At 60.4% G+C, this 13,923-nt stretch carries 9 protein-coding genes; 4 read left to right on the forward strand and 5 right to left on the reverse strand.

Features of this window, described 5'->3' with window-relative positions:
• Position 1: 1 nt before the first annotated feature.
• Entirely contained in the window at positions 2-1,474 is a 1,473-nt protein-coding gene (locus VL52_RS19180; RefSeq protein ID WP_200896055.1) for an adenosine deaminase family protein, read from the reverse strand.
• Between the two features lie 548 nt (positions 1,475-2,022).
• Between VL52_RS19180 and ndhC the strand changes: the two genes are divergently transcribed.
• The gene (ndhC, locus tag VL52_RS19185; protein WP_046158546.1) at positions 2,023-2,382 is read left to right on the forward strand and encodes an NADH-quinone oxidoreductase subunit A; all 360 of its coding nucleotides are present in this window, start codon (positions 2,023-2,025) and stop codon (positions 2,380-2,382) included.
• 27 nt (positions 2,383-2,409) lie between these two features.
• On the opposite strand, the gene VL52_RS19190 is transcribed toward ndhC, so the two are convergent.
• Positions 2,410-3,492, reverse strand: coding sequence for a radical SAM protein (locus VL52_RS19190; RefSeq protein WP_046158547.1), 1,083 nt, complete (start codon positions 3,490-3,492; stop codon positions 2,410-2,412).
• 49 nt (positions 3,493-3,541) lie between these two features.
• Positions 3,542-4,186 carry a hypothetical protein gene (locus tag VL52_RS19195; protein ID WP_046158548.1) on the reverse strand — a complete coding sequence of 215 codons (645 nt, stop codon included), beginning with the start codon at positions 4,184-4,186 and terminating at the stop codon, positions 3,542-3,544.
• 733 nt (positions 4,187-4,919) lie between these two features.
• Between VL52_RS19195 and VL52_RS19200 the strand changes: the two genes are divergently transcribed.
• The 3 genes from VL52_RS19200 (at position 4,920) to VL52_RS19210 (ending at position 8,133) form a co-directional block, all read left to right on the forward strand.
• Entirely contained in the window at positions 4,920-5,282 is a 363-nt protein-coding gene (locus VL52_RS19200; RefSeq protein ID WP_046158549.1) for a hypothetical protein, read from the forward strand.
• Positions 5,282-7,120 (forward strand): lipoprotein N-acyltransferase Lnb domain-containing protein, encoded by a 1,839-nt coding sequence (locus VL52_RS19205; RefSeq protein ID WP_046158550.1) that lies wholly within the window; start codon positions 5,282-5,284, stop codon positions 7,118-7,120. Before VL52_RS19200 ends, VL52_RS19205 begins: the two co-directional genes overlap by 1 nt.
• Positions 7,121-7,215: 95 nt before the next feature.
• The gene (locus tag VL52_RS19210) at positions 7,216-8,133 is read left to right on the forward strand and encodes a bestrophin family protein (RefSeq protein WP_046158551.1); all 918 of its coding nucleotides are present in this window, start codon (positions 7,216-7,218) and stop codon (positions 8,131-8,133) included.
• A 301-nt stretch (positions 8,134-8,434) separates the two neighbouring features.
• On the opposite strand, the gene VL52_RS19215 is transcribed toward VL52_RS19210, so the two are convergent.
• Both VL52_RS19215 and VL52_RS19220 read right to left on the reverse strand, forming a co-directional pair.
• Positions 8,435-9,934: a hypothetical protein gene (locus VL52_RS19215; RefSeq protein WP_046158552.1), complete on the reverse strand. Its 1,500-nt coding sequence runs from the start codon at positions 9,932-9,934 to the stop codon at positions 8,435-8,437.
• A 98-nt stretch (positions 9,935-10,032) separates the two neighbouring features.
• Positions 10,033-13,836, reverse strand: a complete 3,804-nt coding sequence (locus tag VL52_RS19220) for a hypothetical protein (RefSeq protein ID WP_200896056.1) — start codon at positions 13,834-13,836, stop codon at positions 10,033-10,035.
• Between the last annotated feature and the right edge of the window lie 87 nt (positions 13,837-13,923).

Here is a 13,923-nt window from a genome sequence, read left to right on the forward strand (position 1 = left end):
GTCAGCGCCCCATCTTGCGCAAGGCGGCCGCCCGCGCTTCGAATTGGGCGAAACGCTGCTCCAGCCGCTGTTGCTGCCGCGCCTTGTCCGCCGGGCTGAGGAAGGAATAGCGGATGCTGTTATAGACGGTGCGCTTCAACTCGTCGTACGAGGGTTGGTAGCGGTTGACGTACAGCAGGTATTCATTGCTGATGTCGCTGCGCGACACGCCTTCGTCGTCGGTGGAGATCACGAACGGCACGCCGTACTTGCGGTACAGCAGGATGGGATGCGCGGCGCCCTGCACGCCCAGGATGAACTGGTTGCTGGTGAGGTTGATTTCCACCGCCACGTCGCGGCGGCGCATCTCGTTCAGCAGGCTGTCCGGCCGGCTTTCGTGGCCGACGTCTATGCCGTGGCCTATCCGCTGCGCGCCGGCCAGTTCCACCGCCAGCCGGATGTGGTCGCGCAGGCCTTCCGGCGGCACCATGCCCAACACCAGTTCGCCAGCGTGCAGCGCCAGCTTCACGTCGGGAAAGCGCTGCTTGAGGAAGTGGATCATGCGCATGTGCAGCGCGTAATCGCGCATCGCCACGATGCCGTTTTCCGGGCCGACGATGTTCAGGCCCACCACCAGCGGATTGTCGTGCGCGGCGGCGAAACCGGCGTACAGGCCGGCGAAGGTGGCCGACGGCTTGTTGTTGCGCGAAACATAGGTCTGGAAGCGCAGTGTGAAATCGTCGTCATCCATGCCCTGGGCGAAGCCCGCCAGATCCTGCCGGTAGCGCTGCACTTGCTCGGCGGTGGAGGCGTCCGCCGCCAGCGCCGATGCGGCCTGGCCCAGCGCCTGCTCGATGGCGGCCGGAGCGGCGTCCGGCGCCAGGCTGTCCAGATTGGCGGCCAGCGCGCTGTTGCCGGACGGCGCGCCGCGCAGCATGGTTTCCAGGTATTGCAGGTTTTCCGCCTTGGCCCGGGTTTTCAGCAGCTGCAGGCCTTCGCGCGGCGAATAGCCGGAAACGCCGCCGAAATAACCGAAGGTATCGAAAAACTGCTTGTCCGGCGGCGGCTGGTCATGGCTGTGGTTGTCGAAATCCTTGTCCGACCACAACGTCAGCAGCTTGCGGTACAAGGCGTTGTCGTCCTTGATCTGGCTGCCGCTCAGGCAGGGCGCGCCTGGCTGCGCCTGTTCCGGCTTGGTTTCTATTCTCAGCGTGGCCTGGTAGACACAGTACTTCTGCTTATCCACCCAATCGAGATAGGTTTCGGCGTACAGCGCGCCGGTGTAATGGTGATGCAGATCGCCGCCCTTGGGCAGCATGTTCATCAGCATGCCCAGTTCGGCCCCCCGGCCCTTGTCGGCCAGCAGCTGCTGATAATAAGCGCGCGTCGCCTGGTAATTCGTCTTTTGCTGCGCCGCGCCCAGCGGCGCCTCCGCCCGCGCGCCCAGCGGCAACAGCGCCAGCGACAGGCAGGCCAAAGCCAGTATCGATTTCACATTCGTTCCCATTCGCATTTTGACAACGACATAACCGTAACAGCGACGATGGGAAACCGGAAGAATGGCGGCATGGCAGCATGGCCAGCTGGATAAGGGCCAGCGGCCCAGACAAGAAACGTACCAGCCGTAACAAAAAATAAGAAAAACAGCTCTTTAGGATAGCTATAAAAGACCGATATAAAGCACAAGAAGTCCCGATCATCTCACCATGGAGCGATGCATAGCGGCAAACTCAGGCGAACCTTCCGATCCAGCACACTGATTGGTTGCGCCGCGCCACACCGCCATCCGCAGCACCCACCAGACCGCTATTCCGGCAAGGACTCCGGCAACGGTCACACTGCGAGACGACAGGCGGCAGCGACGCCAGATTGCCAGCGCTCTGCGCGACAACATCAACTCAGGCCATCCCGCGGGATGGCCTTTGTTATGACGGGCCGGGCCATGCCCTGCGGCTTTTACCAAACTTTTACCGTTTGCCGCGGCACTCGGCGGCCTGTGGCGGTCTATTCCTGTTTCGCCATCTTGCGCAGGAAAACCGCCACATGCTGCAGAACTACTTCCCCATCCTGCTGTTCATCCTGGTCGGCCTACTGGTCGGCGTATTGCCGCTGCTGCTGGGCAAGCTGCTCGGCCCCAATCGGCCGGACCCGGAAAAGCTATCGCCGTACGAGTGCGGCTTCGAGGCGTTCGAGGACGCGCGGATGCGCTTCGACGTCCGCTACTACCTGGTGGCCATCCTGTTCATCCTGTTCGATCTGGAAGTGGCGTTCATGATCCCGTGGGCAGCGACGCTCAAGGATGAACTGGGCTTGTTCGGCCTCGGAGCGATGGCGGTGTTCCTCGGCATCCTCACCATAGGCTTTGTCTACGAATGGAAAAAAGGCGCGCTGCAGTGGGACTGAGCGCGCCCGAAACCTGATCCCATCCAGCTAGGCCTGCGCGCAGGCCCGCCGCCTCTCTGCCATCCCGCGCGATTCGCCGGGCACGTGGTGCTCGTCCAGCCAGGCGGCCTGCAGCACTTCGGCGATCATTTCCTCGTAGTGCTCGCGCACCAGCCGGCGCACCGCCTCGTCGCGGTAAATGCGGGCGCAGGCCTGGCAATGGTGGGCATACATGCCTTCCCAGCGTATGCTTGGGTCGCGCGCGGCGGCCCAGGCCAGCACCCGCTCCGGCCCCAGGTAATGCAGCCACAGCTTGAGAAAATCCCCTTCCGCCGCTTCCACCGCGCGGGACAAGAAATCCGGCTGGTCGACAGTGGCCACGCTGAGCTCCGGGATCTGCCGCATGCCGATGCCGCAGCAGGCTCCCACCCGGCCGTCGGCCTGGATGGTGTAGGTCTGCAGCACATTGGAGCAGACGCGGAAGGACTTGAGATTGTGGTTGTCGGCGGCCACCCCGGGCGGATAGTCCTCCACCAGGCCCGGGTCCAGCGGCATCCACGGGCTTTCGACGATTTCGATCAGCGCCCTGTCCTCCGGCCCCAGCGCGGCGATGCGCGGATGGCCGGTGACCGAGGCGGCGGTCACCGCGCGCGCGGCGCGCAGCTCCACCATCACCCAGGCCTTGAGCCGGCGCCGCACCGCCGCCAGGCAGCCTTCCACCACCCGCTCCAGCGGCACGAAGCGCGCGTGCTCGTCGCCGGTGCTGTAATTGATCTCGGTCAGCCCGGCCTCCAGCAGCGCGTCCAGCCGACGATCGGCGCTGTTGGCGCTGACCGCCCAGTGAGCATTGCTGACCAGCCGCACCGGAAAGCCCAGTCCGCTGGCGTGACGGATCGCGGTCAGCAGATCGCGCCAGCGCAGCGTCGCCTCGCCGCCGGTGAACACCACGTTGTAGAAGCCCAGCGCCCTGGCCTGGTCTATCGCCGACAGCATCGCCTGCAGCGTCAGGTTCTCTCGCGCCTTGGGATGGCTCATCGACGCGCAGTGCTCGCAAGCGGCCGGGCAGGCGTAAGTCGGCATGATGGACAAGGTCTTAGGCCCGCGGAACAGGCCGGGAACAGGCAGGTTCATTCGCGATCTCCCGCCGCGGCGCGCGGAGAACGCGCGCAGCGGCCCGAGTTCAGACCTTGAGCTGGCCGGCGGCCTGCATCTGCTTGGCCTGGTCCACCAACTGGCTGATCACCGTGCGCAGCAGCGCCGCGTCGGCCACGCCGCCGAAACCGAAGGGCAAGCCGGAAGCGAAACCGTTGAAGTTCTGGCTGGAGCGCAAGGTCTGGTCCGAGGTGGACGGCGTCGCCGGCGGCGTGGCCACGCTCTTTTCCGGGCCGATCAGCAGCTGTTCGGCGGAATTGCCGAAACCCGGCAGACCGAAGCCATCGCTGGCCAGTTTGAACATCGCCCGGATCAGGTCGGCGTCGGCGTGCTTCAGCACCGCGGCGGCGAAGTCCTTGCTGAACTGCTCCTCGCTGACCGGCTTGCCCGCCGGACTGGCGGGATAGTCGTCCATCCACTGGCGGAAGCCATCGTTGGCCAGCATGGAAAACAGCAGACGGTTGACGTCGGACACCTGCTGGGCCGGCAGCTGGCGCTGGCTGACCTTGGCCGTCAGCACTCCGACAGGGTTGTGGATGAATTCGGCGCGCGCCGCCGGATCCTTGTCCAGCTGGGCGAACAGCGTCTGGGCATTGCTGCGCAGCTGCGCGGCCGGCAGAACCAGCGGCGCGCTCTGCGCCGGCTTGATCGACTGGATGGTGGTGGTCTTCATGATGCCTCCCGTTAGGGAACACGGAACTTCCGCGGCGGTGGCGTGAAAACGGCGGAGCCGCCGTCCGCATCGCCGCGGCACATCGCGCGCCCAGAACCGGCCGCGCGGACATCCCCTTTGCGCAATTCGTTCATGATAGAACCATCAATACCAGAACAAACTGTTCTTTATGACAGTCACGCCACGTCTTCGCCCTGCAACGGATGGCGTGGCTCGTCCCCCGGCGCACCGCCACGGCCAGAATGCGCCTGTCTCCCATGCCATTGGCCATGGCTGCTTAAACAGCAAGCACCGCGCGCAGAGCGCTTCGCCGCCATTAGAGCAAAAATCCCATTAAACTCTTGCGCCGACATAAAAAACAAAGTGGAACAAAAATGCTTGGCGGAATTAATTAAAAGCGCTTCCGACTAATAAAAAGCATAAAAACGAAACATAATAAAGAGCAATTACTTCAATTTCGAAAATTAAAATATATGCTCTACTTTAAAAGAACGCGACCATCGGAGCATAACCAGAATCCGCCCGGCGTACTTAAAAAATTCAAATATTCAGAAAAATTTACATGCGCGAAATGTGATTTACCTGCGGCAGTAAAAAATCAGATTCGCAATAATATGGTTGGTAAATAATTCAAGTTGCGCCCCATTATTTTTTCAATTAGCATCAACGCCCTTTACGGGGGACATCCTCGTAAAACCAGGCATTCCCGCCTTAATTTCCGTGAAAAAATAAAATGAAACACTTGCTGCTGCCCGCCGCCGTGTTGGCCCTCGGCCTGACCGGTTGCGCCTCGATTCTGAACGACCAAACCCAACAAGTTAACGTGTCCAGCTCCACCGGCACTGAAATCAAGGGCACCATCGATGGCCAAGCATTCAAAGCGCCCGGCATCGTCGACCTGAAGCGTGAAAACAAGAACAAGATCATCATGACCGAAACCGAAGGTTGCGCTCAGCAAACCGTCGCGGAAAAAACGGTCGATCCGAAATTCTTCATCAACATCCTGAGCGGCGGCGCGTTCGGCTCCACCACCGACTACTCCACCGAAAAAATGTGGAAGTACTCGGACAATATCGTTGTTTCTTGCCGGAAATAATGAATCTACGCGATATCATCGCCAAGGGCGGCAGCATTGCCGCCCTTTTTTGCTTGCTCGCGGGACACTGCGCCCAGGCCGAAGACAGCCTGCCCGAACAGTTGATCGCCACGGCGCGCTCCGCGCGTCTGGCCGAAACCATCGAATGGCAGTCTCTGCTGCATAGCCAGAACGGCGAGCCCCTCGTCACCGATCCGGATTTTCTCCTCTCCGGCCAGCCCTTCTCCGCAGCTCGGGAACTCGACGCGACGCTGCGCCTGTTGTACGGCGGCGCTCAGGACGCGGTCTGCCGCTTCCCTGCCCGCTACTGGTGGCTGCGAAAAACGCTGGACGCGCCGGAACTGCCGCTGGACCAATGCCAGGAAGCGGCGGACTTCCGCGCGCGCGCGCCGATGGACCGCATCAGCCTGGTATTCGCCAGTGAAAACCAGGCCTTGCCCGCCAGCATGCTGGGGCATGCTTTCCTGAAGATTTCCGGCGCGCGGCCGGACGGGAGCCCCCTGGAGCACGCGATCTCCTTCTATACCGACGCCGATACCTGGAACCTGCCCAAGCTGCTGGTGGACAGCCTGCTCATCGGCAAGACCGGCTATTTCGCGCTGTCGCCTTATCGCGAGCAATTGCGGCGCTACGTCGATCAGGAGCAGCGCAGCGTCTGGGAATACGATTTGTCGTTCGACGCCTGGCAGCGCGAGCTGATCCGGCTGCACCTGCTGGAACTGAAGCGGGCGCGGCTGACTTACTTTTTCCAGAAGTACAATTGCGCGACCGTCATCCACTTCATCATGGGATTGAGCGGCAAGCCGCTGCCGGCCAAGCGCTGGCTGGCGCCGATGGAGCTGGTGCGCGAAGCGAGCGACGCGGGCCTGGTCCAGGCCAGCAGGATGATCGCGCCCAGCCGCTGGCTGGTGCGGACCCTGGATGAAACGCTGCCCGCCGACCGCCGCCGGGAAAACCAGCGCGCGCTGGCAGAGGGCGAAGTGCCCGCCGGCCTGGCGCAGCCGCCCAGCCCCGAGGGCTTTCTGCAACTGGAGCACGCGCAGGCGCTCAACCAGCACCTGTACCTGGAACAAAAGCTGGCCCGCGAACGCTGGCTGTCCAACGCCGCGCGGCTCGAGGCCCTGGAGCGGGAGCGCTACCCCGGAATGTCCCTGGACATGAGCAAGGGCTTTGGTCCGATGTCCACGCCGCCCTCCTCCCAGGCCAGCCTGTCCTGGCTGCGTCGCGACGGCGAAGACAATCTGGAAATCAGCCTGGTGCCCGCCTCCCACCGTCTTGACGACGACAACCGCGGCTACAACCAGGAGAACGAGCTGCAAATCCTGGCCCCGACGTTCCGGATGCCTCTGCGCGGCGGATCGCCTAGGCTGCGGCAATTCGTGCTGTACGGCATGCAGACCCTGCTGCCGCGCGACCCGATCGCCGGCGGCCTGGCCGGGCGGCTGAACATCGCCTACCAGCAGCAACTGGATCAAAATTTGCAGGAGCGGTCCGTCGCGCAAATCAACGGCGCGCTCGGCCTGGCCCGGCGCGTCCAGCGCGACGCGGACTTCTACGCGCTGGCGGGCGGCGGGCTCGCCACCGCCGGCAGGCAAGGCTACGCCTTCGGCGAACTGGAAGGCGGCGTGATGGTGCGCGAACTATGGGACATGAAAACCTGGCTGTCGGTCAGCCGGCATTTCAATCAGGCGGACAGCGGCAGCGCATTCAGCCGCGTCAGCCTGCGGCAGATCCGCTACCTGAACCGGAATCAAAGCGTGTCCGCCAGCTGGAAACAGGAGCAGTCTGGCGCCCTCGTCCGCCGCGAATGGCAGCTGGGTTACAAGCAGCTGTTTTGAAAACGGGCGGGCGACGCGGAAATATTCCCGACACGTAACAACCTGGCCGGGATTATTGTGTACCATTTTAACGTACCCATCCCGCCTGTTCCGCCATGATAGTCCGCAACATTCCGTCCTGGTTCCGCCTGCTGTTCGTCTGGCAAGGCTCGGTGCTGCCGCGCATCCTGCCGCGGCTGATGCTGGTGCTGGCGGTGGCCATCGCCGCCGCCTCCATCCGCCACTGGTGGCTGGCCAGCCTGCGCGAGTCGTCGCTGGGCATCCCCACTTTCACCTTGCTGGGCGTGTCGCTGGCGATCTTCCTCGGCTTTCGCAACTCGGTCAGCTACGACCGCTTCTGGGAAGCCCGCAAGCTGTGGGGCAGCCTGCTGATCGTCAGCCGCTCGCTGGGGCGGCAAATGCTGGCGGCGCTGGGCGACGGCGCCGACAGCCGCCGCTTCGTCGACGCCGCCTGCGCGTTCGCCTACGCGCTGAAGGCGCAACTGCGCGGCGACGACGCCGACCAGCACCTGAAACGGCTGCTGCCGGCGGAGGAGTGGGAGCGGATCATGACCGGCAGCTTCCGGCCGGCGTTGATCCTGGCCTGGCTGGGCCGCGAGGCGCAGCGGCTGCAGCGCGAGGGGCGGCTGAGCGAGCTGCAATGGCACGCGCTGGACCGCAATCTGAACACGCTGTCGGAAATACTGGGCGGCTGCGAGCGCATCGCCACCACGCCGATGCCCTTCACCTACCGCGTGCTCTTGAACCGCACGGTGACCATCTACTGTCTGCTGCTGCCCGCCGGGCTGGCCAGCAGCATAGGCTGGCTGACGCCGCCGATCGCGGTGTTCATCGCCTACACCTATTTCGCGCTGGAACAGATCGCCGAAGAGCTGGAGGAGCCGTTCGGCACCGAGGGCAACGACCTGCCGCTGTCCACGCTGTGCCATACCATCGAATCGTCGCTGCGCGAGATGCAGGGCCTGCCGATGGAGACGCCGCCGCCGCCCAAGCGCGGCGTATACCTGCATTGAGCACCGGGTGGCAATGACATTGGAGTTTGCATAGAATGGACGGCTCCGAACGACCCCCGGCGCCCCCATGTCCCTGACCCGCCTGCTGTTCAGCTTCGTCTCCCGCCATTGGCGCTCCTACTGAAAATCCGATTCCGTGCCACAGTTCGCCTCGCTCACAGCACCGCCCGCAGGGCAAAGTCCTGCACACCGGTGTCCGCCAGCTATGCCACTCGGCTACAGAGCAGTCAACAATCCAGGAATCTACAAACGGATGGCCTGTGCTAATTCCGACCCGCCTTCCTCTGTGGAGAAGGCGAGTTCATACCGCCTCGCCGGCGTGGATAGGGGACAGGCGGAAACAGAAACGCCGAAACAGAGCTGACTCGCACCTCACCTCACCGCTCAAACGCAACGCTATGCTGATCAGCGTGTGGTCCAGCATGTAGAGACGATTGCCTTCCCTGGCGCCACCGTCGGATAGTTTGTCTATCACCCAGGCTATCGGCGCCATGCCCTGATAACGGGCTCGTGGTTTGAAAAGCAGGTCAGCGACACCGATTTCCGCCATCATATTAAGCGCGTAGCTGAACGGATAAGGCCGATTAGCGCTATCCATATCGCTGCGATCAAGATCGACAAAAGCGTCCGCCAGTTTCTCCAGCATCTCGCCGCCGATCAGATCAAGCCGCCCGGTCACCATGGCAGTTTCAATTAGGTAGGAATAGGAAATGCCATGAAGGAAGAAATTCTCGCCAGGGTCGATATATCGCCATTGCCCGACAATCTCGGAGACGAAGGTGTCGAAATCCAATATCTCGGTCTTCAAACGACCCAAATTGTGCAAGGCAACGATATAGTACAGGCCCATATGGGTGCGCTCTACCGGGGTGATTTCCGCCAGCAGTCGTCCAGCCTCGGCCAAACGGTCCTTGCCATGATTCAGATACCCGTCCCTGCCCGACATGGCAATGGCATTCAACATGGTCAACAAAGGATAGATCCTGACAAAGGCCTCGGACATCGGCTGCGGAAAGGCAGGCGGCATATTCAGCTCATCGGCGCGGTCCAAATAATCCAACACATCCTTCATATAATCGCGATCGCCATCGAATATTTCGCTATCCTGTCCCAGCAACAAGATTACAGAGAACAGCATGGCTCCGCCGCGCCCTCGAAAAAACGGTGACGGAACCCTATCCAGCACCGACAGCGCCTCGCGGATATAATTGCGACCGCCCGACAATAGACGGTTCTGCATGTCATACTGGCCCAAAACCAACAGAGCCGCGGAATAAGCCGATAGCTTTTCATAGTCGCCGTGCCTACCCTTGTTCTCATCCGGAATCTGGTTAGGCTGAATCTCGTCCAACATGGCTAGCACTTCGCCGGGAAAATCTAGCTCGTCATTGAACAACAGACTTTTATCCAGTCCCAGCTTGCTAGCGGCGTCAAGCAATATGCAGCCGGACATCAAGCGCCAGTACGGATTGCCTTCTCGACGCAGCGCATCCAACACAGAAGCCAGCGCGCGTTCGACATCCCGCCTATCGAGCCGCGTGGCTGGATCGGCCACCTCCAAGATCAAACCAGCCAGACGGCTCGAGAACAAGGTATAGCTATTGGAGGCAGTGACCTTAGCCTCCAACAAGGCAAAAGCTTGGCGAATCTCTGCAGCGACTGCGCCATCATATCCGATGGGGTACTGACCCAGGCCCAATCCGCGCACCATCCTGCTCCACGGCGTCGCGATCATCCGGGATTCGTTCGATAAATCGTCTAGGCTCCGTACCGGCGAAGCGATGTTAACGGCAATGCCCATAAACTAGTTCTTTCGAGAAAACATTGAGATAGCGCCCGGCCCGAAAACCGGCTCCATCTGCGGGCATCTCGCATGCGGAACCGGGCGCGACATGCCGATCAGGCCATTTCAAACTCAGTCGCGCCGCGCTCCTCCCGCGGTGACCAAAGGTCGCCCTGGCTCGACAACCGGTACGGCAACGGCGGAACCGGAATGCCAAGAAACTCCCTGCGCCGTCCTTCCAGCATCTCCAAAGCCCAGTTCAGCCACTTAACCCCTTCGCAATAAATCGCGACCGGCCTGCGCTGCGTCTGGTAGTTATCGATCAGGCTGCCATCCAGCTCGCTTTGGAAATGGAAGGGAGGCATCGCCGCAAAATGCGTCCCCATCACAAAAACCAGGCGTATCAGCCAATAGGGATCATCGCGCAAGGCCTGGGAATCGGCCTCAGCCAAGCCATAGACACTCGCCATCACCGGTCCGAAATAATCCTCCATCCCCAGGGCTTCCTTCTCCGGGCGCACATCCAGCCCCTTCTCCACACAGTCCCTGATGCGATAGGACTTCTGGAACGGGTTGTCTTCGACAAACTGGATGTCGACGCACGGGATCTTCCCCTCTCCGGTCTGCACCTGAATCCTGAAATACTCGTAATGGATCTCGTCGTAATGGCCCAACGAGTTGTGCCAGGGCTTGTTGTCATACATCGCGTCGTCGCACGTCTCAGCGCCGTCGTTCTCGAAACCAATGGCCCTCGGGTCCAGAAACTTGATACCCAAGGAGTCCGCCGTGATGGCCTGCAAAGCCTCGTCTATCGCCGTCGCATCCGCCCCCTCGTCAATCAGCCTTTGCGCATGCAGCAATGGGCCGGTTTCCGTCATCTTGATATTTTCGGTATTGGTATCGCCCATCACCAGCGAATGGAAGCGGGGTTCCAGAACCCGCAGAAATTCCGGACGCTCACGGAAATGCCTTACCAAGGCAAGCAAATTCAGATAGGGCGTGCCATTGATGACGATTTGCTCGGTGCCCAGCAGATTCTTGTCGAATACCACCGGTGCCGTGCGTGCGCTCAAGGCCAGCCTGTCTTCAATCTTCTTGAAATACGAGATATCCAGCGTCTCTCCCGGAGCGGGAGCGCGATTGACCGCGTGCACGCTACGCGTCAGAAAATGAAAGATCTCGGAATAGATTCGGGAAACGATGACGGGGGCTGGAGAATTTTTTTCGACGAAGCGGCTGACCTCCTCCCCGGGTACATAGCTCATCTCGTAGATGACTTCCTTATTGCTCGTCTTGTCATTCTTCTGGAGATGCGATGGAATCGGTATGCTTCTTTCCAGAATATGGTGCACCATAGGGAAATAAGGCCTTACCGAATCAGGCAATGCCTGCAGATACTCGGCCTGCTTCTTCGCCTTGGCGAACGGAGGCAGCATGACCCCCTTGCCCTTGGGATCCCAATGCGCCGCCGTCAGCGCCTCGCTCAAGGTCTTGCGCACGATGATCTCGTTATCGTCCTCCCGGGTCAGGAACATCGTCATCGATTCGCTGCCACCCTTCCCGAAACCGACGATCTTCTCCTCCATGCTGACATAGGCATACACCGTGTTGCTGAGCAGCCTTCTGCTTTGGGCGTAGCGCATAACTTTTTCGTTATCATCAGTCAGCGTGGAAACGCACAGGTCGTCAAACTCGTCGAGCTCCAGATTGGCATGGCGCTTCCAGATCTCCATCGGATGGGACAAGGAGATGATAGACGCCTTATACGCACCGGTATCCACCCGTTCGGCAGGCAGATACGCTCCCAGGGAAATGATATGGCAGTTGTCGCTGAGCCTCAAACAGCATCCGTCAGCCATTCCGCCCCTGGTCTGGAAAACGCTGCGGGTGGCAGCTTCCAGATCCTTCCGGGACTGGATCGGGTGGCCTTCAGGCGCGATGACGGGGATATCGGAGCCTTTGAACGATACGAACAACCTTTCCAGCGCGATGCCGACCTCGTCGGAACCGGCGCCGCTCCTGAGATAGGCGCAATACAATTCGACGATATCGGTCAGCGAGCCCGCCCCAGCGATGGCCAGGGCAACCAGCCACCCCATGGGATCGCTTCCTTCCAGATAGAAGTCACGCTGGGTAAAGATCGCCGGCCGATAAAGACGGAATGTCTGGAACAAGGTGTACTGGTAAACGATGTAGCTGATCGCCATCTGATCGGCGGTCAACACCGTCCCGCCGGTCAGCCTGAGGAAGCCGTCATCGCCGACGCGCAGCATCTTCAGCATCTGGTCATAGATTTCCCTGGCGATGGACTGCGTTTCCAGCAATAACCGCGTATTACGCACCAGGCTCGCCAGATCCAGCTTTTCCAGCTGCTCGAAGTGGAAAACCACCACCTCGGTTGGCTCGACATGACTCAGAAAACTCTGATTGGCGGCACCGCCGTTCGCGTCGATCACCTTGAGTTCGGCATACACCCGTCCCAGCTGCTCCTGCCTGCCCTCTATCGTTTTCTTCAGGCGGGCCTGCAGGATCAACTCGCCCTTGTTGATGTGTATGCTCTTTCTATGGCGATAGGTGTGCTGGAAAATCTCCAAAAAGCGGTAGTAGGCCGGCGACCGCTCCCGCCGGCCATGCAGCATCTCCTTGGTCAATATCCCGGTCATCGCCCGGAACAGATAGCGCTTGTGGAAAGGGCTGCTCGAGGCGCGAAGGAAGATTTCCCGCAACATATCGTAATGCGGTTGCCGCAGCTGATCCTCGGAAGCATGCAGGTTTTCCAGCTCTTTATGCACGTCGCCGACCAGCATCATCGCCTGTAGCAGCTGCTCGGTCTCATCGTCGGCTCCGGAATACGCCATGACCGGCACTTCGCAATGATTATCGATCAGCAATTGGACCGACTTGCCGCCAAGTCCCAGCTCCAGAACGATGTCCGGATTCATATTTCCTAGCTCGGCCACCGTCTCTCGCGAAGCCATCACCTCATCGACTATCGCCAGAATGGAATTGCGCACCTCTTGCCCAGTCTTCAGCAGGCCCTGGCCATGGTTGGAAATCACCGGCACCGCCGCGTCGTTGAAAACGATCCCGTTGCTGTCGATGAACCCCTCCAGTGCCAGCCGGACGCTGCGCATCCGGTCCGAATGCGCCAGAAACTTTGTCGGAGCCTTCAACTCCTCCACCTGGACCAGCGGGAAGTTTTTCATAAACAGGTCAAAGCCCTGCTTGATCGAGGTGCGCACATAAATATTGGTCTGATTCCAGGAATAAAATTTATGCACCTCGACATCAGACTTCAGATAAAACTTCTTGATTCCATCCAATGCATTCGCCAAATCGTCGGCGGCGCCTTTCAGCGCGCATACGTGGAATGGTTCGGAAACCAGCTTCTTGTTTCTCCAGGAATCAGGCAGATAACTGACGACGCTTTCGCAGAAGGCATCCATTGCCTCCTCCCCTTCGGCCGCCATCATCATCAGCGGTGTGAAGACTTGGGCGATCTTGACCCCGTCGCGGCAAGAAAGCGAGCCGCTGGCCACGGCCGAGGCGATCACTCCAAAACTTTCGCCGGTATAAGCGATGAACTGCATCGGAACGCACTTCTTTCTCGCCACCGAACGGAGATAGGCATCCAAGGCTAGGTTGTGCACCAGTAATCCGGCGCCGATGAAACCCAGTTGCTCAAGTTTTCCAGCCGGCAGGTTCTCAGGAACCATCAACAGTTTTTCAGGCTGCGATCGATGGCCCAATGCCTCGGCGGCCTCTTGATAAACATCTTTCACATCCTGAAATTCACAATCCAGCAATGCCCTTCCGATGTTCTGATAAGCCGCCCGGCTACCCAGCCCCGGAAAAAAGCCGACAATACGGTTGCTTGCGACACCGGAGGCCGAAGGCCAGGAAAACGTCTTGTTCAGCATGATGCGGCGGACCCTTCTTAATATGGGGAGTGAGACCGGCCAGCAGGTCCATGGTCGCTGCTGGCCATCAGTGTTATCTAGGCGGCT

The sequence above is a fragment of the Chromobacterium vaccinii genome, assembly GCF_000971335.1.
Lineage (GTDB): Bacteria > Pseudomonadota > Gammaproteobacteria > Burkholderiales > Chromobacteriaceae > Chromobacterium > Chromobacterium vaccinii.

Excerpts from the sequence above, each read along its gene's own strand:
- ndhC (WP_046158546.1), top strand. The coding sequence starts at position 2,023 with ATGCTGCAGAACTACTTCCCCATCCTGCTGTTCATCCTGGTCGGCCTA.
- VL52_RS19190 (WP_046158547.1), bottom strand. The coding sequence starts at position 3,492 with ATGAACCTGCCTGTTCCCGGCCTGTTCCGCGGGCCTAAGACCTTGTCC.
- VL52_RS19195 (WP_046158548.1), bottom strand. The coding sequence starts at position 4,186 with ATGAAGACCACCACCATCCAGTCGATCAAGCCGGCGCAGAGCGCGCCG.
- VL52_RS19200 (WP_046158549.1), top strand. The coding sequence starts at position 4,920 with ATGAAACACTTGCTGCTGCCCGCCGCCGTGTTGGCCCTCGGCCTGACC.
- VL52_RS19205 (WP_046158550.1), top strand. The coding sequence starts at position 5,282 with ATGAATCTACGCGATATCATCGCCAAGGGCGGCAGCATTGCCGCCCTT.
- VL52_RS19210 (WP_046158551.1), top strand. The coding sequence starts at position 7,216 with ATGATAGTCCGCAACATTCCGTCCTGGTTCCGCCTGCTGTTCGTCTGG.
- VL52_RS19215 (WP_046158552.1), bottom strand. The coding sequence starts at position 9,934 with ATGGGCATTGCCGTTAACATCGCTTCGCCGGTACGGAGCCTAGACGAT.
- VL52_RS19220 (WP_200896056.1), bottom strand. The coding sequence starts at position 13,836 with ATGCTGAACAAGACGTTTTCCTGGCCTTCGGCCTCCGGTGTCGCAAGC.